This window comes from Vibrio sp. RC2502 (assembly GCF_054850435.1).
In genome coordinates this window covers 3,293,779-3,313,050 of record NZ_CM141453.1, presented here as the reverse complement: position 1 = coordinate 3,313,050, position 19,272 = coordinate 3,293,779, and the positions used below count along the sequence as shown (strand labels likewise).

Below are 19,272 nucleotides of genomic sequence, written 5' to 3'. Positions count from 1 at the left end.
GGTGCCCCCACTGAGTAATTGAATTATCGGAAAAGACTGGCAATTTTACCTGTTGATAACCAAGATCGCCAGCAATTGATCGACGATCAAGTGAATAAGATCTAAGTTATTCACAATTATTTCGCCAAACTTGGTGAGATCAACACATCTTGCCCCAAATTTGCCCACACATTGATCCACATTTGGGCAAATTTAGCGAGATCGACAGATTGGTGATAACTCTGTGTATTATTTTCTTTCCAGCGCCTCTTTTTTCGATCCTTTCGCTTTGATTCGATCGTTTTTCCATCGCCTCCTTGCCAAATTGTCTATTATCTAAACCAAATGAGAACTTATTACTCTCTGGTCTAGGTTATTGCTCTTGGTTATTTATTTAATTGAGCTAACTAACAGTAGTATTTCCAACTATAAAAATATGGAGATGTATTATGAAAAACTGGGTTAAGGTTGCCGTTGCAGCCATCGCACTATCTGCCGCGACTGTTCAAGCCGCAACTGAAGTCAAGGTGGGCATGTCTGGCCGTTACTTCCCATTCACTTTCGTGAAGCAAGACAAGCTACAAGGCTTTGAGGTGGATATGTGGGATGAGATCGGTAAGCGTAACGACTACAAGATCGAATACGTGACGTCGAACTTCTCAGGTTTGTTTGGTCTTTTAGAAACTGGCCGCATCGATACAATCTCAAACCAAATCACCATGACAGATGAGCGCAAAGCGAAATACCTGTTTGCAGACCCTTATGTGATCGACGGCGCGCAAATCACGGTACGTAAAGGCAACGACAGCATCAAAGGTGTAGACGATCTAGCAGGCAAAACCGTTGCGGTTAACCTAGGTTCTAACTTTGAGCAGTTACTACGCCAATACGACAAAGATGGCAAAATCAACATCAAAACTTACGACACTGGTATCGAGCATGATGTTGCGCTTGGCCGTGCTGACGCTTTCGTGATGGACCGTTTGTCCGCGCTAGAACTGATCAAGAAAACTGGTCTGCCACTGGAACTGGCTGGTGAACCGTTTGAAACCATTCAAAACGCATGGCCTTTTGTCAACAATGAAAAAGGTCAGAAGCTACAAGCGGAAGTGAATAAAGCACTAGCAGAGATGCGTGCAGATGGTACAGTAGAAAAGATTTCAGTGAAGTGGTTTGGTGCTGACATCACGAAGTAATGCTACTTTGCTTTCGAGAATGCGAACAATCGCAACTCTCGACCTAAAATAAACTCATGTGAAGGTGGAACATTGTTTTCCACCTTTTCTTTTCTCTAGCCTTTAGGTAAGCCGTATGGGATTTGATTTTAATTACATGTTGGAACTGCTGCCGATATTGCTCAAATATCTTGGCACAACCATGGAAATGGCCACATGGGGCTTGGTCTTTTCACTGATTTTAGCCGTCATTTTGGCGAACATTCGCGTATTTAAGCTGCCAGTTCTCGACCAATTGAGTCAACTGTACATCAGCTTCTTCCGTGGTACCCCACTGTTAGTACAACTTTTCCTGCTTTATTACGGCTTGCCACAAATCTTCCCTGTGATGGTGGGTATCGATGCATTTTCTGCCGCAGTGATTGGTTTAACGTTGCACTTTGCCGCTTATATGGCCGAGAGTATTCGTGCTGCAATCATCGGTATTGATCGTAGCCAAATGGAAGCGAGCCTATCGGTCGGCATGACAACGCCACAAGCAATGCGTCGCGTGATTCTGCCACAAGCAACACGAGTAGCACTGCCCTCATTGATGAACTACTTCATTGATATGATTAAGTCGACTTCCCTCGCCTTTACGCTTGGCGTGGCAGAAATCATGGCTAAAGCGCAAATGGAAGCCTCTTCTAGTTTCCGCTTCTTCGAAGCTTTCCTTGCCGTCGCTCTGATTTACTGGGGCGTGGTGGTGATTCTGACTCGAGTACAAATTTGGGCTGAAGCGAAACTGAATAAGGCGTACGTACGATGATCAAATTAGAAAATATCCACAAGCGCTTTGGCGATACTGAAGTCCTGAAAGGCATTGATCTCGATATCAAACAGGGTGAGATCATCGTGATTATCGGCTCTAGCGGTACGGGTAAGTCGACTCTGTTGCGCACCGTTAACTTCCTTGAGCAAGCCGACGAAGGTCGTATCACTATCGACGACATCTCTGTCGATACACAAAAGCACACGAAAGCCGAAGTCTTGGCGCTGCGTCGCCGTACTGGGTTTGTTTTCCAAAACTATGCCCTTTTTGCGCACATGACGGCTCGCCAGAATATTGCCGAAGGTTTGATTACCGTGCGTGGCTGGAAGAAACAGGAAGCTCTGACTCGTGCACAGCAGATTCTGGATGATATTGGCCTTGGCGAGAAAGGTGACAGCTACCCGGCAGCTCTATCTGGTGGCCAGCAGCAGCGTGTCGGCATCGGCCGCGCTATGGCGTTACAGCCAGAACTGTTACTTTTTGATGAGCCAACTTCCGCGCTGGATCCGGAATGGGTCGGTGAAGTTCTCTCATTAATGAAGAAGTTAGCCAATCAGCATCAAACCATGCTGGTGGTAACACACGAGATGCAATTTGCTAAAGAAGTCGCCGATCGGGTGATCTTTATGGCGGAAGGCAACATCGTCGAACAAGGTTCTCCACAGGATATTTTCGATAATCCACAAGATCCTCGTTTGAAAAAATTCCTTAACCAAGTAGGAATAGAGTAACGATCAAGCAACAGGATCGATTGATCCTTGAGATTTTACTCACACTACGTATAATCGCCCGGCCGGAATTTCGTACTCATTGAGTCATTGACACATTATGTGAGTGTGATTACAATTCCGCCTCTTTGTTGAGAGGCGTCGGTTGTTCTTCTCTATATAAAGAGCTTCTTTATAAAGAAAACAGATGCCCACGCCGGGTTTAACAAGAACCTAAAACTACTGATCAGTAAAGGTAATTATCATGAAACGCACTTTTCAACCTACAGTTCTAAAGCGCAAGCGTACTCACGGCTTCCGTGCTCGCATGGCAACTAAGAACGGTCGTAAAGTTATCAACGCACGTCGTGCAAAAGGCCGTGCGCGCCTATCAAAATAATCGCTAGTTTATTTTGAACACGTACGCGTTTAATCGGGAGTTACGCTTGTTAACTCCCGAGCATTATCAAAACGTCTTCCAGCAAGCTCACCGAGCTGGCTCGCCTCATTTCACCATCATTGCTCGTAATAACAAACTTTCTCATCCACGATTAGGTTTAGCTGTTCCGAAAAAGCAAATCAAAACTGCTATCGGTCGTAACCGCTTTAAGCGTTTGGCTCGTGAAAGCTTTCGTAACTCTCAACATCAACTTCCAAACAAAGATTTTGTTGTGATCGCGAAGAAAAGCGCGCAAGATTTAAGCAATGAGGAAATTTTTAAGTTGTTTGATAAGCTATGGCAACGCCTGTCTCGCCCTTCACGTGGATAGCCATTGGGCTCGTTTATCTTTATCGCTGGTTTATCAGCCCTCTGATTGGTCCTCGTTGCCGGTTCACACCAACTTGTTCCACTTACGCGCTAGAAGCTTTGAGAGCTCACGGTTTTGTAAAAGGATGTTGGTTATCAGGCAAACGTCTATTAAAATGCCACCCTTTGAATGAAGGGGGGTATGACCCCGTTCCACCAGTCCAAAAACAAGACAGAGATAACTAACGATGGATTCTCAACGTAATATCCTGCTCATCGCTCTGGCACTGGTTTCTTTCTTGCTATTTCAACAATGGCAAGTCGCAAAGAATCCAGCACCTCAAGCGGTTGAACAGGCTCAATCAAGCAGCACTCTACCTGCACCATCTTTTGCTGATGAGCTGGACCCAGTTCCTGGTCAACAGCAAGCTTCTGCAAAAACTATCACAGTAACGACTGATGTTTTAACTCTGTCGATCGACACCGTTGGTGGCGATGTGGTACATGCCGACCTAAACCAATACTCTGCTGAACTTGATTCATCAGACCCATTCGTTCTGCTAAAAGACACACAAGGTCATCAATTCATCGCACAAAGCGGTCTTGTTGGTCCTCAAGGTATCGATCTAAGCAGCTCTAACCGTCCTCACTACAATGTGAGCGCAGACAGCTTCACTCTAGCTGACGGTCAAGACGAACTACGCGTTCCGATGACATTTACTGCAAACGGCATCGAATACACAAAAACTTACGTATTAAAACGCGGCAGCTACGCGCTGAACGTTGAATACGATGTAGCGAACAACTCTGGTAACAACGCAACCTTCGGTATGTACGCACACCTACGTCAAAACCTAATGGACGCTGGTGGTAGCATCACAATGCCAACCTACCGTGGAGGTGCTTACTCAACTGAAGATACTCGTTACAAAAAATACAGCTTTGAAGATATGCAGGATCGCAACCTGTCTATCAACCTAGCAGATGGCCAAGGTTGGGCAGCAATGATCCAACACTACTTCGCAGCTGCTTGGATCCCTCGTAACGAACCAGGAACTAACCTTTACACTCGCGTAATTGGCAACCTAGGCGATATCGGCGTACGTATGCCGAACAAAACGATCGCGACGGGTGACCAAGCGAAGTTTGAAGCAACACTTTGGGTTGGTCCTAAGCTACAACAAGAAATGGCAGCAGTGGCACCAAACCTAGACCTAGTAGTGGACTACGGCTGGCTATGGTTCATCGCTAAACCACTTCACTCACTGCTTGCTTTCATCCAAAGCTTCGTCGGTAACTGGGGTGTGGCAATCATCTGTTTGACCTTCATCGTTCGTGGTGCAATGTACCCACTAACGAAAGCGCAATACACGTCTATGGCGAAAATGCGCATGCTACAGCCTAAGCTGCAAGCTATGCGTGAGCGTATTGGCGACGACCGTCAACGCATGAGCCAAGAGATGATGGAACTGTACAAGAAAGAGAAAGTAAACCCACTGGGTGGCTGTCTTCCTCTTGTTCTACAGATGCCTATCTTCATCGCACTATACTGGGCGCTAATGGAATCGGTTGAGCTTCGTCATTCTCCATTCTTCGGTTGGATTCATGACCTTTCAGCGCAGGACCCTTACTACATCCTGCCACTACTGATGGGTGCTTCAATGTTCCTAATCCAGAAGATGAGCCCAACAACCGTAACGGATCCAATGCAGCAGAAGATCATGACCTTCATGCCGGTTATGTTTACCTTCTTCTTCTTGTTCTTCCCATCAGGCCTAGTTCTGTACTGGTTGGTGTCGAACATCGTTACTCTGATCCAGCAAACCTTGATTTACAAAGCGCTGGAGAAAAAAGGCTTACACACTAAGTAACCTTTAACAAAAGAATAAGAAAGGCGGCCAAAAGGTCGCCTTTTTGTTTTTGGCTGATTACAATTCAGCTAATTAATAGTGATGGCTCCACCGAGCCCAGCTCAAAAGGCAAGATTATGACTACAGATACGATTGTCGCTCAAGCTACTGCACCCGGTCGTGGTGGTGTCGGCATTATTCGTGTTTCAGGCCCTAAGGCCAACCAAGTGGCATTGGAAGTCACAGGGAAGACTCTAAAACCGCGTTACGCTGAATACCTGCCGTTTCAAGCCGAAGATGGCACGGTGCTCGACCAAGGCATTGCACTGTACTTCCCTAACCCGCACTCGTTCACGGGCGAAGACGTATTAGAACTGCAAGGTCACGGTGGCCCAGTGGTCATGGATATGCTGATTAAACGTATTCTGGGCATAGCTGGCGTACGAGCAGCCCGTCCTGGTGAGTTCTCGGAACGTGCGTTCTTGAACGACAAGATGGACTTGACTCAGGCAGAAGCGATTGCCGACCTGATTGATGCTAGCTCTGAAGAAGCAGCAAAATCGGCGCTACAATCGCTACAAGGCCAGTTCTCGCAGCGTATTCAAACGCTGGTGGAATCACTGATTCATCTTCGCATCTATGTGGAAGCGGCCATCGACTTCCCTGAAGAAGAAATCGATTTTCTTGCCGATGGTAAAGTTGCAGGAGATCTGCAAGCTATCATCGATAACCTCGATGCGGTACGCAAAGAAGCGAACCAAGGCGCGATCATGCGCGAAGGCATGAAAGTCGTGATTGCTGGTCGTCCAAATGCGGGTAAATCAAGCCTACTGAACGCGCTGTCGGGCAAAGAGTCCGCAATCGTAACAGACATCGCAGGTACCACGCGTGACGTGCTGCGTGAGCACATCCATATTGACGGTATGCCTTTGCACATCATCGATACTGCTGGCTTGCGTGACGCTTCTGATGAAGTCGAAAAAATCGGTATCGAACGCGCTTGGGATGAAATCGCGCAAGCCGACCGCGTATTGTTTATGGTGGATGGCACGACGACCGACGCCACCGATCCAAAAGAAATTTGGCCCGATTTTGTCGATCGCCTGCCAGAAAGTATTGGCATGACGGTGATCCGCAACAAAGCGGATCAAACAGGTGAAGATATGGGGATCTGTCATGTGAACGATCCTACTCTGATTCGCCTTTCAGCAAAAACCGGGGCGGGTGTCGATGCGCTGCGTAACCACCTAAAAGAGTGCATGGGTTTCTCAGGTAATACTGAGGGTGGCTTTATGGCGCGCCGTCGTCACTTGGACGCACTAGAACGTGCAGCTCAACATCTGCAAATCGGCCAAGAGCAGCTTGAAGGCTATATGGCGGGGGAAATCTTGGCAGAAGAGCTACGCATCACTCAGCAGCATCTGAATGAGATAACCGGGGAGTTCAGCTCTGACGACCTACTCGGGCGCATCTTCTCTTCATTCTGTATCGGTAAATAATCCAATACGCGGCACAAAACCTTGTTTTAGTGCCGCGTTTCTTTTTATATGGACACATCCATTCGCGACTCACATCGTGTCCATTGCATTCAAAAGGAAGAAGTATGATCCACATTATTACAGGTAGCACTCTTGGTGGTGCGGAATACGTCGGTGATCACCTGAGCGATCTGCTCGTTGAACAAGGATTTGAAACCACGATCCACAACCAACCGTCATTAGACGAGATCGATAACCAAGGGACTTGGCTTGTGATCACCTCCACCCACGGTGCGGGGGAATATCCAGACAATATTCAACCTTTCATCGCAGCATTGCAAAATACACCACCTAAGATGGCCGACGTAAAGTTTGCAGTCATTGCAATTGGTGATTCGAGCTACGATACGTTCTGCGCTGCCGGTAAGCACGCTTACAACTTGTTAGAAGATATTGGCGCAACGCCGATTGCAGATTGCTTGTTGATTGATGTTCTGGCTCATGACGTCCCAGAAGATGCTGCAGAAGCATGGTTAAAAGAGAATATCGAGCGCTTTTAACCCCATACTCATCTCCTACAGAGTCGCGATGCGGCTCTGATTTCCCCTCTGTGAATAACCTTCCGTAGAAAAAATCTTTTCAACTGAACAAAAAACACCCAAACCGTCTGTGGATAAGTCAGGTAAGATCCAGTGGTTTTCCTTTAGTTATCCAAATAACAACTTTGATCTATTTTAGCCACTGTGTATAAACCCCATTTTTGATCCCAGGTAATCCTCGATCAGATCCAACCATGATCACAAGATATGATCCAAAGAAGATCCATGATCTTGTTGATCATTTTTCACTTATCCACAGAAGTAGTCGATCCTAATAATAGATCCAATAAAAGATCATATATATAGATCTTATATATATTTATCTTGAAGCCTAAAACGGAAAAACGAGAAAACGATTTTCTCTCTGGCATAAAGCAGGTAAAATACTGCTCCTTTATCTGTCCATTAAATCCTTTGAATACCTGAGGTCAGTTCATGCTTTATCACGAAAACTTTGACGTCATTGTTGTCGGTGGCGGACACGCAGGAACGGAAGCCGCGCTCGCATCTGCACGCACAGGACAAAAAACTCTTCTCCTTACCCATAACATCGATACATTAGGCCAGATGTCTTGTAATCCGGCGATTGGTGGTATCGGTAAAGGCCACTTAGTAAAAGAAGTGGATGCTATGGGCGGTTTGATGGCAGAAGCTATCGACCATGCAGGTATTCAATTTCGTACACTAAATGCTTCGAAAGGTCCTGCAGTACGAGCTACTCGAGCTCAAGCCGATCGCGCTCTGTACAAAGCGTACGTACGCAACGCATTAGAAAACGCGCCAAACCTAACTCTGTTCCAGCAATCGGTTGATGATCTGATTGTTGAACAAGATCGCGTTGTTGGCGTTGTGACTCAAATGGGTCTTAAATTCCATGCCAAAGCGGTTGTGCTGACCGTAGGTACTTTCCTTGGTGGTAAGATCCACATTGGTATGGAAAGTTCTTCAGGCGGTCGCGCTGGGGATCCACCATCGATCGCATTGGCGGATCGCTTACGTGAGTTGCCATTCCGAGTGGATCGTCTAAAAACGGGAACACCACCACGTATTGATGCTCGCACGGTTGATTTCTCAGTGCTAGAAGCGCAACACGGTGACAACCCAACACCAGTTTTCTCATTCATGGGTAAGCGCGAACACCATCCGCGTCAAATTCCTTGTTTCATTACGCATACCAATGAACAAACTCATGAAGTGATCCGCAATAACCTAGATCGTAGCCCAATGTACGCAGGTGTGATCGAAGGAATTGGCCCACGTTACTGTCCGTCTATCGAAGACAAAGTGATGCGCTTTGCGGATAAGAACAGCCACCAAATTTTCATTGAACCTGAAGGTCTTACCACGCACGAGTTATACCCGAATGGTATTTCCACCAGCTTGCCGTTTGATGTTCAAGTTCAAATCGTTCGTTCAATGAAAGGCTTCGAGAACGCACACATTGTTCGTCCTGGTTACGCGATTGAGTACGATTTCTTCGATCCACGTGATTTGAAGCAAACTTACGAGACTAAATTCATCAGTGGTCTATTCTTTGCTGGCCAAATCAACGGTACAACAGGCTACGAAGAAGCGGCGGCACAAGGCTTAATGGCGGGCTTGAACGCAAGCTTGTACAGCCAAGGCAAAGAAGGCTGGAGCCCGCGCCGTGACCAAGCATACATGGGCGTTCTGATTGATGATTTGTCGACCATGGGTACCAAAGAACCGTACCGCATGTTCACTTCTCGCGCGGAATACCGCCTATTGCTTCGAGAAGACAACGCCGACCTTCGTTTGACAGAAAAAGCTCGTGAACTTGGCTTGATTGATGATGTTCGTTGGGCGCGTTTCAACGAAAAAATCGAGAACATGGAAACCGAGCGTCAGCGTCTGAAGTCTACTTGGGTAAACCCAAACTCGGCGGGCATTGATGAACTGAACAAACTGCTGAAAACGCCAATGGCGCGTGAAGCAAGTGGTGAGGATCTTTTGCGTCGTCCAGAGATCTCATACTCACAATTGACTCAACTTGATGCCTTTGCTCCTGCTCTTGAAGATCAACAAGCGGCAGAACAAGTAGAAATTCAGGTGAAATACGACGGTTACATCAAGCGTCAGCAAGAAGAGATCGAAAAATCACTTCGCCACGAACACACAAAACTGCCTGCGGATTTGGATTACAAAGACGTAAAAGGTTTGTCGAACGAAGTGGTTGCGAAACTGAGCGAAGCCAAACCGGAAAGTATTGGCATTGCTTCGCGTATTTCCGGCATTACGCCTGCAGCGATTTCAATTCTTCTTGTGCATCTGAAGAAGCACGGCTTGCTGAAAAAAGGCGAGGAAGAGTAATGAGTGCACTACGAACCAAGCTTGATTCACTGATTGCACAGACCGATTTAGACGTTTCAGAAAAACAACGAGAGCAGTTAGTCGGTTACGTTGAGCTGCTCGATAAGTGGAACAAAGCGTACAACCTAACTTCGGTTCGCGATCCTTTAGAGATGTTAGTGAAACATATCCTTGATAGCATCGTGGTCGGCATGCATCTGCAAGGTGAACGTTTTATCGATGTGGGCACTGGCCCAGGATTGCCAGGTATTCCTTTGGCGATCATGCATCCGGAGAAAACGTTCTTTCTGCTCGATAGCCTCGGTAAGCGCATCCGTTTTATCAAGCAAGTTGTCCACACGTTAGGTTTGAAAAACGTGACACCAATTCAAAGTCGCGTCGAAGAATTCCAACCGGAAGAAAAATTTGATGGCGTTTTGAGTCGAGCTTTTGCTTCAATGACGGACATGGTGGAATGGTGCCACCATTTGCCGAAAGAACAAGACGGCGTCTTTCTTGCGTTGAAAGGACAGCACCCTAAAGATGAAATGGATCTGCTTCCTGAATGGTGTAGTGTGACCGAGATCATATCTTTAGCTGTTCCTGAGTTGGAAGGCGATCGTCATCTAGTAATCTTATCGCGCAAGGAAAATTAGCGAGGTAGTCGTGGGTAAAATTGTAGCAATCGCCAACCAGAAAGGTGGGGTCGGCAAAACAACAACGTGCATTAACTTAGCGGCTTCGATGGCGGCAACAAAGCGCAAGGTTTTGGTGATCGATCTCGACCCTCAAGGCAATGCTACGATGGCCAGTGGTGTCGACAAATACATGGTTGATGCCACCGCATACGATCTTTTGGTGGAAGAAACCCCATTTGATCAAGTGGTCTGTACTCAAACGACAGGGAAGTACGATCTAATTGCTGCCAACGGAGACGTAACGGCTGCTGAGATCAAATTGATGGAAGTGTTCGCGCGAGAAGTTCGTTTGAAAAACGCACTGTCGACAGTTCGCGATAACTATGATTTCATCTTTATTGATTGTCCTCCTTCTCTAAACCTTCTTACAATCAATGCTATGGCTGCAGCCGACTCTGTGCTGGTGCCGATGCAATGTGAATACTTTGCGTTAGAAGGTTTAACTGCTCTTATGGATACGATCAGCAAGTTAGCGGCTGTGGTAAACGAAAACCTCAAGATTGAAGGTTTACTGCGTACGATGTACGACCCGCGCAACCGCCTGTCTAATGAAGTATCCGACCAACTTAAAAAGCACTTTGGCAATAAAGTCTACCGTACTGTCATCCCGCGTAATGTGCGTTTGGCAGAAGCCCCAAGTCACGGTAAACCAGCGATGTACTACGACAAGTACTCAGCTGGCGCCAAAGCGTATCTTGCTCTAGCGGGCGAAATGCTCCGCCGCGAAGAAATCCCAGTTTAACTCTAACCTAAGGAATTCAATCCATGTCTAAGCGTGGTCTAGGAAAAGGACTGGATGCGTTGTTGTCGACCAGTTCGTTTGCTCGTGAAAAACAGCAAATTGCATCGCAAAGCCAAGCCTTGTCAGCAGACGGTGAACTCACTGAATTAGCCATTGGCCAATTGCAGCCGGGGATCTACCAACCGCGTAAAGATATGGCACCTGAAGCGCTTGAAGAATTAGCGGCTTCTATTCAATCGCAAGGCATTATCCAGCCGATCGTGGTTCGTCAGGTTGTTGGCGGACAGTTTGAGATCATCGCTGGCGAACGCCGCTGGCGTGCCGCGAAACAAGCAGGCCTGAAACGCGTGCCTTGCTTGGTTAAGAAAGTTGAAGATCGCGCAGCTATTGCTATGGCTTTGATCGAAAACATTCAGCGTGAAGACTTGAATGTGATTGAAGAGGCGCAAGCATTGGAGCGTCTACAAGATGAGTTCTCGCTAACGCATCAGCAAGTGGCGGATGTGATTGGTAAGTCAAGAACTACCGTGAGTAACTTGTTGCGTCTCAACCAATTGGATGCCGACGTTAAACGCTTGGTGGCGGAGAAACAACTTGAAATGGGGCATGCTCGTGCGCTGCTGGCACTGGAAGGTGAACAGCAAGTCGAAGTGGCTCAAATGGTGGCTAAAAAGCAAATGACGGTTCGACAAACCGAACAGTTAGTAAAAAAGTGCTTAGCCCCACAAAATGAGCAAAAAGCTCAACAAGAAGATACCGAAGCCGAGCAAATGTCGCATAAATTGAGTCAACTACTTGATGCGAAGGTTTCCTTAAGCCGTTCTGCAAACGGAAAAGCGAAGTTGACGATAAGTATTGATGAGCCTCACAAATTAGACCAACTAATTGCCAAGCTAGAGGCCTAGATGAGATAATTGATTTAGGTCAATTAATCTAATTAATCGAATTTTGTGCGAAAGTTGTCGTTTTGTAAACAAAACTGTAAGTTTTTGATGCAATATAATTGCATTAACTCCGACTGAACGTATAATTTTCGCCAATTTCCCTGCACATAGAGAATTAGTGCGAAGTGGATATTACTAGAGGTACGAATACATGGTAGCTGCGTTAGCTAGACCAGGACGAGAGCTCGCAAGGCAATTGTTAATGATCCAGTCTGGCGCGGTTATTTTTGTGGCAGCAGGAATGGCGGTAGCCGTAAATCCTGAATGGGGAGTTTCAGCGTTGATTGGTGGTGGCATCTTTGTTGTCGCCAATGCAGTATTCGCGCTATGTGCTTTTATGTTTAGTGGGGCTCGCGCTGCCAAGCGCATCGCTGCGTCCTTCTACACGGGCGAAGTACTGAAAATTCTCATCACGGTTGCACTGTTCTACGTTGCCTACATGTATATGCAGGTGGAACTCGTTCCCCTCAAACTAACCTATTTGCTGGTACTAGGTATTAATATCTGTGCACCAGTGCTATTCATTAACAACAAAAAATAGGATGAGTTATGGCTGCGCCAGGTGAAGCGCTAACATCGTCCGGATACATTGCCCACCACCTTTCTAACCTATCGCTGTATAAGTTAGGCTTAGTAGGGTCGGAGACAAGTTTCTGGAACGTACATATCGATAGCCTGTTTTTTTCTTGGTTTACTGGTTTAATCTTCCTCGGAATTTTTTACAAAGTAGCAAAGAGAACAACAGCGGGTGTACCGGGTAAGCTTCAGTGTGCTGTAGAAATGATCGTTGAATTTGTCGCCGATAACGTCAAAGACACGTTCCATGGACGCAACCCACTGATCGCGCCTTTAGCACTGACTATCTTTTGTTGGGTATTTTTGATGAACGTGATGGACTTAGTCCCGATCGACTTCTTACCATACCCAGCAGAGCATTGGCTAGGTATTCCTTACCTTAAGGTCGTACCTTCTGCTGATGTGAATATCACTATGGCTATGGCTCTAGGCGTTTTCGCATTGATGATCTACTACAGCATCAAAGTGAAAGGTCTAGGTGGATTCGCAAAAGAACTTGCACTACATCCATTCAATCACCCACTGATGATTCCGTTTAACCTACTGATCGAAGTGGTATCGCTACTTGCGAAACCTCTTTCACTTGGTATGCGTCTATTCGGTAACATGTTTGCGGGTGAGGTTGTATTCATTCTTTGTGCGGCAATGCTACCATGGTACTTACAATGGATGGGTTCACTACCGTGGGCAATCTTCCATATCTTGGTTATTACGATTCAAGCCTTCGTATTTATGATGTTGACAATTGTTTACCTGTCAATGGCACACGAAGACTCTGATCATTAATTTTTTAAGCTTTTTATTTGGGCACTAAGCCAACAACTATAAATTGGAGATAGTAATGGAAACTTTACTGAGCTTTTCTGCAATCGCCGTAGGTATTATCGTCGGTCTTGCTTCTCTTGGTACAGCGATTGGTTTCGCACTACTAGGTGGTAAATTCCTAGAAGGTGCAGCACGTCAACCAGAAATGGCTCCTATGCTACAAGTTAAGATGTTCATCATCGCAGGTCTACTTGATGCGGTTCCAATGATCGGTATCGTAATCGCGCTACTATTCACATTTGCAAACCCATTCGTTGGTCAACTAGGTTAATCACCTTTAACTCGGGACAAGCTTTAGCTTGTCACTGATTAACACTAAGTCCAAATAGAGGGGTAGCTGTTGTGAACATAAACGCAACTCTGCTAGGTCAAGCAATCTCGTTCGCACTATTTGTGTGGTTCTGCATGAAGTATGTATGGCCACCATTGATGCAAGCGATTGAAGAACGTCAGAAAAAAATTGCTGATGGTCTTCAAGCAGCTGAACGTGCTGCTAAAGACTTGGATCTAGCACAAGCCAACGCTTCTGATCAGTTGAAAGAAGCGAAGCGCACAGCAACTGAGATCATCGAACAAGCGAACAAGCGTAAGTCTCAAATTATTGATGAAGCTCGCGAGGAAGCTCAGGCAGAACGCCAGAAAATCCTAGCGCAAGCGGAAGCAGAACTTGAAGCTGAACGTAATCGTGCACGCGATGAGCTGCGCAAACAAGTTGCTACTCTGGCTGTAGCTGGTGCTGAGAAAATCCTTGAGCGTACAATCGATAAAGATGCGCAAAAAGATATTCTCGACAACATTACTGCAAAACTTTAAGTCTGGGGGCGCATATGTCTGATTTGACTACAATCGCACGCCCCTATGCTAAAGCAGCCTTCGACTTTGCGGTAGATAAGGGCCAGCTAGACCAATGGGGTCAAATGCTGTCTTTTGCTGCTGAAGTTGCCAAAAACGAACAAATGAATGAGCTTCTAACCAGTTCATTCTCTGCTGAAAAAATGGCAGAAATCTTTGTTGCAGTTTGTGGTGAACAAGTTGATGCGCACGGTCAAAACCTTCTTAAGGTGATGGCTGAGAATGGTCGTTTAGCGGCCCTTCCTGATGTTTGTGAGCAATTCTTCATTCTGAAGAAAGAGCATGAGAAAGAAATCGATGTTGAAGTCATTTCAGCATCAGAACTTTCTGATGAACAACTTGCAAATATTGGCAGCAAACTTGAAGCGCGTCTTGAACGCAAAGTGAAGCTGAATTGCAGTGTAGATGAGACCCTACTTGGTGGGGTTATTATTCGAGCCGGAGACCTAGTCATCGATGACTCAGCGCGTGGTCGTTTGAACCGCCTGAGCGATGCATTGCAGTCTTAATGGGGATTGGAGCATGCAACTTAATTCCACGGAAATTAGCGATCTGATCAAACAGCGTATCGAATCTTTCGAAGTTGTTAGTGAAGCTCGCAACGAGGGTACTATCGTATCGGTAAGCGATGGTATCATCCGCATCCACGGCCTAGCGGACGTGATGCAAGGTGAAATGATTGAATTACCGGGTGGCCGTTATGCACTGGCACTTAACCTTGAGCGTGACTCGGTTGGTGCGGTAGTAATGGGCCCATATGCTGACCTTAAGGAAGGCATGAAAGTTACAGGTACTGGCCGCATTCTTGAAGTGCCAGTTGGTCCAGAACTACTAGGCCGCGTAGTAAACACGCTGGGTGAGCCTATCGATGGTAAAGGTCCAATCGAAGCGAAATTGACTTCACCTGTAGAAGTGATCGCACCAGGTGTAATCGACCGTAAATCGGTAGACCAACCTGTACAAACTGGCTACAAATCAGTTGACTCAATGATCCCAATCGGTCGTGGTCAGCGTGAGCTTGTAATCGGTGACCGTCAGACTGGTAAAACAGCAATGGCGATCGATGCGATCATCAACCAGAAAAACTCTGGTATTTTCTCAATCTACGTAGCAATCGGTCAGAAAGCATCGACTATCGCTAACGTAGTTCGCAAACTAGAAGAGCACGGCGCGCTAGCAAACACTATCGTTGTTGTTGCATCTGCTTCTGAATCTGCAGCGCTACAATACCTAGCGCCATATGCAGGTTGTGCGATGGGTGAATACTTCCGCGATCGCGGCGAAGACGCACTGATTGTTTACGATGATCTATCTAAACAAGCGGTAGCTTACCGTCAGATCTCTCTACTATTAAAACGTCCACCAGGCCGTGAGGCATTCCCAGGTGACGTATTCTACTTACACTCACGTCTACTAGAGCGTGCAGCTCGTGTAAATGAAGAGTACGTAGAGCGTTTCACTAACGGTGAAGTGAAAGGTAAGACTGGTTCTTTGACTGCTCTTCCTATCATCGAAACTCAAGCAGGTGACGTTTCAGCATTCGTACCGACTAACGTAATCTCGATTACCGATGGTCAGATCTTCCTACAAACTGAGCTATTCAACGCAGGTGTACGTCCAGCGGTTGACCCAGGTATCTCAGTATCTCGTGTAGGTGGTTCAGCTCAGACAAAAATCATCAAGAAACTATCAGGTGGTATTCGTACAGCACTAGCTGCATACCGCGAACTAGCAGCATTTGCTCAGTTCTCTTCTGACCTTGATGAAGCAACGAAGAAACAGCTAGACCATGGTCAAAAAGTTACAGAACTAATGAAGCAGAAGCAGTACGCTCCAATGTCTGTATTTGACCAAGCACTAGTTATCTTCGCGGCAGAGCGCGGTTACCTTGATGATGTAGAACTGAACAAAGTTCTAGATTTCGAGGCGGCTCTACTATCGTACGCTCGCGGTCAATACGCTGAATTAGCAGCTGAGATCGACAAGTCTGGTGCTTACAACGATGAAATCGAAGCTCAGTTGAAGAAACTGACTGACGACTTCAAAGCAACCCAAACTTGGTAATTAGGTCGGTGGCAGTTTCTGCCACCAACTAACGGAGAGTAACGATGGCCGGCGCAAAAGAGATACGTAATAAAATCGGTAGTGTTAAAAGCACGCAGAAAATTACGAAAGCGATGGAAATGGTAGCAGCTTCAAAAATGCGTCGCTCTCAAGATGCAATGGAAGCTTCTCGTCCATACGCTGAAACAATGCGTAAAGTGATCGGTCACGTGGCAAACGCAAATCTAGAGTACCGTCATCCGTACCTAGAAGAGCGTGAAGCGAAACGTGTTGGTTACATCATCGTTTCGACAGACCGTGGTCTGTGTGGTGGTTTGAACATCAACGTGTTCAAAAAAGCCGTTACAGACATCCAAACATGGAAAGAGAAAGGCGCTGAAATTGAGCTGGCTGTGATTGGCTCGAAAGCAACAGCTTTCTTTAAACATGGTGGCGCAAAAGTTGCGGCACAGGTTTCTGGCCTTGGCGACAGCCCTAGCCTAGAAGACCTAATCGGTTCTGTTGGCGTAATGCTTAAGAAATACGATGAAGGTGAACTGGACCGTCTATATGTAGTGTTCAACAAGTTTGTGAACACTATGGTTCAGCAACCAACGATCGATCAATTGCTACCTTTGCCTAAATCGGACAGCAAAGAGATGCAGCGTGAGCACTCATGGGACTACATCTATGAGCCTGAACCAAAGCCTCTACTGGATACGCTATTAGTGCGTTACGTAGAGTCTCAGGTATACCAAGGTGTGGTTGAGAACCTTGCTTGTGAGCAAGCGGCTCGAATGATTGCGATGAAGGCTGCAACGGATAACGCAACCAACTTGATTGAAGATCTGGAACTTGTGTACAACAAAGCCCGTCAGGCAGCGATCACACAAGAACTGTCGGAAATCGTTGGTGGTGCATCTGCGGTTTAAGCTTAGGTAAAACGAAATAGTTTAGAGGATTAACGATGGCTACAGGTAAGATCGTACAGATCATCGGTGCGGTAGTCGACGTAGAGTTCCCACAGAGCGAAGTACCTAGTGTATATGACGCTCTAAACGTAACGGACTCAAAAGAGCGTCTAGTTCTTGAAGTTCAACAACAGCTAGGCGGTGGCGTAGTTCGTTGTATCGTAATGGGTAGCTCTGATGGTTTACGTCGTGGAGTTGAAGTGGTTAACACTGGCGCTCCAATTTCAGTACCAGTAGGTACTAAAACTCTAGGTCGTATCATGAACGTCCTAGGTGACGCGATTGATGAGCGTGGTGAGATCGGTGCAGAAGAGGTTTACTCTATCCACCGTGAAGCACCAAGCTACGAAGAGCAATCAAACGAAACAGCACTTCTAGAAACTGGTGTTAAAGTAATCGACTTGGTTTGTCCATTCGCTAAGGGTGGTAAAATCGGTCTATTCGGTGGTGCAGGTGTAGGTAAGACCGTTAACATGATGGAACTTATCAACAACATCGCACTTCAACACTCAGGTCTATCAGTATTTGCTGGTGTTGGTGAACGTACTCGTGAAGGTAACGATTTCTACTTCGAGATGCAGGAAGCGGGCGTTGTAAACGTTGAGAATCCTGAAGAATCTAAAGTAGCGATGGTTTACGGTCAGATGAACGAGCCACCGGGCAACCGTCTACGTGTTGCTCTGACTGGTCTAACAATGGCAGAGCGTTTCCGTGACGAAGGTCGTGACGTACTACTGTTCGTTGATAACATCTACCGTTACACGCTTGCAGGTACTGAGGTATCAGCACTTCTAGGTCGTATGCCTTCAGCGGTAGGTTACCAGCCAACTCTTGCAGAAGAGATGGGTGTACTACAGGAGCGTATCACGTCAACTAAGCAAGGTTCTATCACGTCTGTACAGGCGGTATACGTACCTGCGGATGACTTGACTGACCCGTCTCCAGCAACAACATTCGCGCACTTGGATGCAACGGTTGTACTTAACCGTAACATCGCAGCAATGGGTCTATACCCAGCGATCGACCCACTAGATTCTACGTCTCGTCAGCTAGACCCACTAGTTGTTGGTCAAGATCACTACGACATCGCTCGTGGCGTTCAGCAGACACTTCAGCGCTACAAAGAGCTGAAAGACATCATTGCGATTCTAGGTATGGACGAGCTATCTGAGTCAGATAAGCAAGTTGTATCTCGTGCACGTAAGATTGAGCGTTTCCTAACTCAGCCTTACCACGTAGCAGAAGTATTTACAGGCGACCCTGGTGTTTACGTACCTCTTAAAGAGACTCTACGTGGCTTCAAAGGTCTACTAGCTGGTGAATACGATGACATTCCAGAGCAAGCGTTCATGTACTGCGGTACGATTGACGATGCTATCGAGAATGCGAAGAAGCTATAAGGCTAACTAGGAGGCGATATGGCACCAATAACCTTTCACCTAGACGTAGTGAGCGCTGAGAAACGTATTTTCTCTGGTCGCGTAGAAACGTTTCAGGTGACCGGTAGCGAAGGTGAGCTGGGTATTTTCCACGGCCACACTCCGCTGCTGTCCGCTATTAAGCCTGGTATGGTGCGTATTGTGAAACAGCACGGCCACGAAGAGTTCATTTATGTCTCTGGTGGTATGGTCGAAGTTCAGCCTGGTACTGCTACAGTACTGGCTGATACAGCGATTCGTGGTGAAGATCTAGACGCAGCGAAGGCAGAAGAAGCCAAGCGCCGCGCTGAGGAGAAAATCCAGAATCAGCATGGTGACATGGACTTCGCACAAGCGGCCAGCGAACTGGCTAAAGCCATTGCTCAGCTTCGAGTTATCGAGCTGACCAAAAAGCGTCGCTAAGCTCAATTAGCAACGTTGCATGACAAAAGGCGACCTTTAAGGTCGCCTTTTTGATTATTTTTAGTTGGAAATTTACTTAATTCCATTAACTATTCAAAAAGAGCTGTTTAAAATAACGGCCAA

22 protein-coding genes are annotated in these 19,272 nt (G+C 46.5%); all 22 read left to right on the top strand.

From position 1 onward, the window contains the following. The first annotated feature begins 428 nt into the window (after positions 1-428). Positions 429-1,175: an amino acid ABC transporter substrate-binding protein gene (locus ACYJZR_RS15500; RefSeq protein ID WP_005497521.1), complete on the top strand. Its 747-nt coding sequence runs from the start codon at positions 429-431 to the stop codon at positions 1,173-1,175. A 115-nt stretch (positions 1,176-1,290) separates the two neighbouring features. Beyond that, complete coding sequence (locus ACYJZR_RS15495) at positions 1,291-1,962, top strand: amino acid ABC transporter permease (protein WP_005497519.1); 672 nt, start codon at positions 1,291-1,293, stop codon at positions 1,960-1,962. Then, entirely contained in the window at positions 1,959-2,696 is a 738-nt protein-coding gene (locus ACYJZR_RS15490) for an amino acid ABC transporter ATP-binding protein (protein WP_005481188.1), read from the top strand. The genes ACYJZR_RS15495 and ACYJZR_RS15490 overlap by 4 nt, the downstream gene beginning before the upstream one ends. Positions 2,697-2,937: 241 nt before the next feature. After that, a complete protein-coding gene (gene rpmH, locus ACYJZR_RS15485) occupies positions 2,938-3,072 on the top strand; it encodes a 50S ribosomal protein L34 (protein WP_005378825.1) in 135 nt (44 codons plus the stop codon). 46 nt (positions 3,073-3,118) lie between these two features. After that, positions 3,119-3,442: a ribonuclease P protein component gene (rnpA, locus tag ACYJZR_RS15480; protein ID WP_406966436.1), complete on the top strand. Its 324-nt coding sequence runs from the start codon at positions 3,119-3,121 to the stop codon at positions 3,440-3,442. Then, positions 3,409-3,666 (top strand): membrane protein insertion efficiency factor YidD, encoded by a 258-nt coding sequence (gene yidD, locus ACYJZR_RS15475; protein WP_005378822.1) that lies wholly within the window; start codon positions 3,409-3,411, stop codon positions 3,664-3,666. Before rnpA ends, yidD begins: the two co-directional genes overlap by 34 nt. A gap of 2 nt (positions 3,667-3,668) precedes the next feature. Beyond that, positions 3,669-5,291 (top strand): membrane protein insertase YidC, encoded by a 1,623-nt coding sequence (gene yidC, locus ACYJZR_RS15470; protein WP_005497514.1) that lies wholly within the window; start codon positions 3,669-3,671, stop codon positions 5,289-5,291. Between the two features lie 116 nt (positions 5,292-5,407). Beyond that, complete coding sequence (gene mnmE, locus ACYJZR_RS15465; RefSeq protein WP_005458483.1) at positions 5,408-6,769, top strand: tRNA uridine-5-carboxymethylaminomethyl(34) synthesis GTPase MnmE; 1,362 nt, start codon at positions 5,408-5,410, stop codon at positions 6,767-6,769. Between the two features lie 104 nt (positions 6,770-6,873). Continuing rightward, a complete protein-coding gene (gene mioC, locus ACYJZR_RS15460) occupies positions 6,874-7,308 on the top strand; it encodes an FMN-binding protein MioC (protein ID WP_005458506.1) in 435 nt (144 codons plus the stop codon). 474 nt (positions 7,309-7,782) lie between these two features. Further along, the gene (gene mnmG / locus ACYJZR_RS15455) at positions 7,783-9,678 is read left to right on the top strand and encodes a tRNA uridine-5-carboxymethylaminomethyl(34) synthesis enzyme MnmG (RefSeq protein ID WP_005481156.1); all 1,896 of its coding nucleotides are present in this window, start codon (positions 7,783-7,785) and stop codon (positions 9,676-9,678) included. Next, a complete protein-coding gene (rsmG, locus tag ACYJZR_RS15450) occupies positions 9,678-10,313 on the top strand; it encodes a 16S rRNA (guanine(527)-N(7))-methyltransferase RsmG (protein ID WP_025543205.1) in 636 nt (211 codons plus the stop codon). Before mnmG ends, rsmG begins: the two co-directional genes overlap by 1 nt. Before the next feature lie 10 nt (positions 10,314-10,323). Then, complete coding sequence (locus ACYJZR_RS15445; protein WP_005458453.1) at positions 10,324-11,097, top strand: ParA family protein; 774 nt, start codon at positions 10,324-10,326, stop codon at positions 11,095-11,097. A gap of 23 nt (positions 11,098-11,120) precedes the next feature. After that, a complete protein-coding gene (locus ACYJZR_RS15440; protein WP_005458443.1) occupies positions 11,121-12,002 on the top strand; it encodes a ParB/RepB/Spo0J family partition protein in 882 nt (293 codons plus the stop codon). Between the two features lie 190 nt (positions 12,003-12,192). Continuing rightward, entirely contained in the window at positions 12,193-12,582 is a 390-nt protein-coding gene (locus ACYJZR_RS15435; RefSeq protein ID WP_025538347.1) for a F0F1 ATP synthase subunit I, read from the top strand. A gap of 8 nt (positions 12,583-12,590) precedes the next feature. After that, positions 12,591-13,403 carry a F0F1 ATP synthase subunit A gene (gene atpB / locus ACYJZR_RS15430; protein ID WP_005458499.1) on the top strand — a complete coding sequence of 271 codons (813 nt, stop codon included), beginning with the start codon at positions 12,591-12,593 and terminating at the stop codon, positions 13,401-13,403. A gap of 55 nt (positions 13,404-13,458) precedes the next feature. Continuing rightward, on the top strand, positions 13,459-13,713 hold the full coding sequence (atpE, locus tag ACYJZR_RS15425; protein WP_002540812.1) for a F0F1 ATP synthase subunit C: 255 nt from the start codon (positions 13,459-13,461) through the stop codon (positions 13,711-13,713). Between the two features lie 71 nt (positions 13,714-13,784). After that, on the top strand, positions 13,785-14,255 hold the full coding sequence (gene atpF / locus ACYJZR_RS15420; RefSeq protein ID WP_005458451.1) for a F0F1 ATP synthase subunit B: 471 nt from the start codon (positions 13,785-13,787) through the stop codon (positions 14,253-14,255). Between the two features lie 14 nt (positions 14,256-14,269). Further along, entirely contained in the window at positions 14,270-14,803 is a 534-nt protein-coding gene (gene atpH / locus ACYJZR_RS15415; protein WP_005481164.1) for a F0F1 ATP synthase subunit delta, read from the top strand. A 13-nt stretch (positions 14,804-14,816) separates the two neighbouring features. Continuing rightward, on the top strand, positions 14,817-16,358 hold the full coding sequence (gene atpA, locus ACYJZR_RS15410; RefSeq protein WP_005457301.1) for a F0F1 ATP synthase subunit alpha: 1,542 nt from the start codon (positions 14,817-14,819) through the stop codon (positions 16,356-16,358). 44 nt (positions 16,359-16,402) lie between these two features. Then, positions 16,403-17,269, top strand: coding sequence for a F0F1 ATP synthase subunit gamma (gene atpG, locus ACYJZR_RS15405; protein WP_005457304.1), 867 nt, complete (start codon positions 16,403-16,405; stop codon positions 17,267-17,269). Between the two features lie 35 nt (positions 17,270-17,304). Further along, a complete protein-coding gene (gene atpD, locus ACYJZR_RS15400; RefSeq protein ID WP_005481178.1) occupies positions 17,305-18,708 on the top strand; it encodes a F0F1 ATP synthase subunit beta in 1,404 nt (467 codons plus the stop codon). A gap of 18 nt (positions 18,709-18,726) precedes the next feature. Then, positions 18,727-19,149, top strand: coding sequence for a F0F1 ATP synthase subunit epsilon (locus ACYJZR_RS15395; protein ID WP_005456027.1), 423 nt, complete (start codon positions 18,727-18,729; stop codon positions 19,147-19,149). Positions 19,150-19,272: the final 123 nt, after the last annotated feature.

Coding starts and splice junctions, on each gene's coding strand:
- ACYJZR_RS15500 (WP_005497521.1), top strand. CDS start 429: ATGAAAAACTGGGTTAAGGTTGCCGTTGCAGCCATCGCACTATCTGCC.
- ACYJZR_RS15495 (WP_005497519.1), top strand. CDS start 1,291: ATGGGATTTGATTTTAATTACATGTTGGAACTGCTGCCGATATTGCTC.
- ACYJZR_RS15490 (WP_005481188.1), top strand. CDS start 1,959: ATGATCAAATTAGAAAATATCCACAAGCGCTTTGGCGATACTGAAGTC.
- rpmH (WP_005378825.1), top strand. CDS start 2,938: ATGAAACGCACTTTTCAACCTACAGTTCTAAAGCGCAAGCGTACTCAC.
- yidD (WP_005378822.1), top strand. CDS start 3,409: ATGGCAACGCCTGTCTCGCCCTTCACGTGGATAGCCATTGGGCTCGTT.
- yidC (WP_005497514.1), top strand. CDS start 3,669: ATGGATTCTCAACGTAATATCCTGCTCATCGCTCTGGCACTGGTTTCT.
- mnmE (WP_005458483.1), top strand. CDS start 5,408: ATGACTACAGATACGATTGTCGCTCAAGCTACTGCACCCGGTCGTGGT.
- mioC (WP_005458506.1), top strand. CDS start 6,874: ATGATCCACATTATTACAGGTAGCACTCTTGGTGGTGCGGAATACGTC.
- mnmG (WP_005481156.1), top strand. CDS start 7,783: ATGCTTTATCACGAAAACTTTGACGTCATTGTTGTCGGTGGCGGACAC.
- rsmG (WP_025543205.1), top strand. CDS start 9,678: ATGAGTGCACTACGAACCAAGCTTGATTCACTGATTGCACAGACCGAT.
- ACYJZR_RS15440 (WP_005458443.1), top strand. CDS start 11,121: ATGTCTAAGCGTGGTCTAGGAAAAGGACTGGATGCGTTGTTGTCGACC.
- ACYJZR_RS15435 (WP_025538347.1), top strand. CDS start 12,193: ATGGTAGCTGCGTTAGCTAGACCAGGACGAGAGCTCGCAAGGCAATTG.
- atpB (WP_005458499.1), top strand. CDS start 12,591: ATGGCTGCGCCAGGTGAAGCGCTAACATCGTCCGGATACATTGCCCAC.
- atpE (WP_002540812.1), top strand. CDS start 13,459: ATGGAAACTTTACTGAGCTTTTCTGCAATCGCCGTAGGTATTATCGTC.
- atpH (WP_005481164.1), top strand. CDS start 14,270: ATGTCTGATTTGACTACAATCGCACGCCCCTATGCTAAAGCAGCCTTC.
- atpA (WP_005457301.1), top strand. CDS start 14,817: ATGCAACTTAATTCCACGGAAATTAGCGATCTGATCAAACAGCGTATC.
- atpG (WP_005457304.1), top strand. CDS start 16,403: ATGGCCGGCGCAAAAGAGATACGTAATAAAATCGGTAGTGTTAAAAGC.
- atpD (WP_005481178.1), top strand. CDS start 17,305: ATGGCTACAGGTAAGATCGTACAGATCATCGGTGCGGTAGTCGACGTA.
- ACYJZR_RS15395 (WP_005456027.1), top strand. CDS start 18,727: ATGGCACCAATAACCTTTCACCTAGACGTAGTGAGCGCTGAGAAACGT.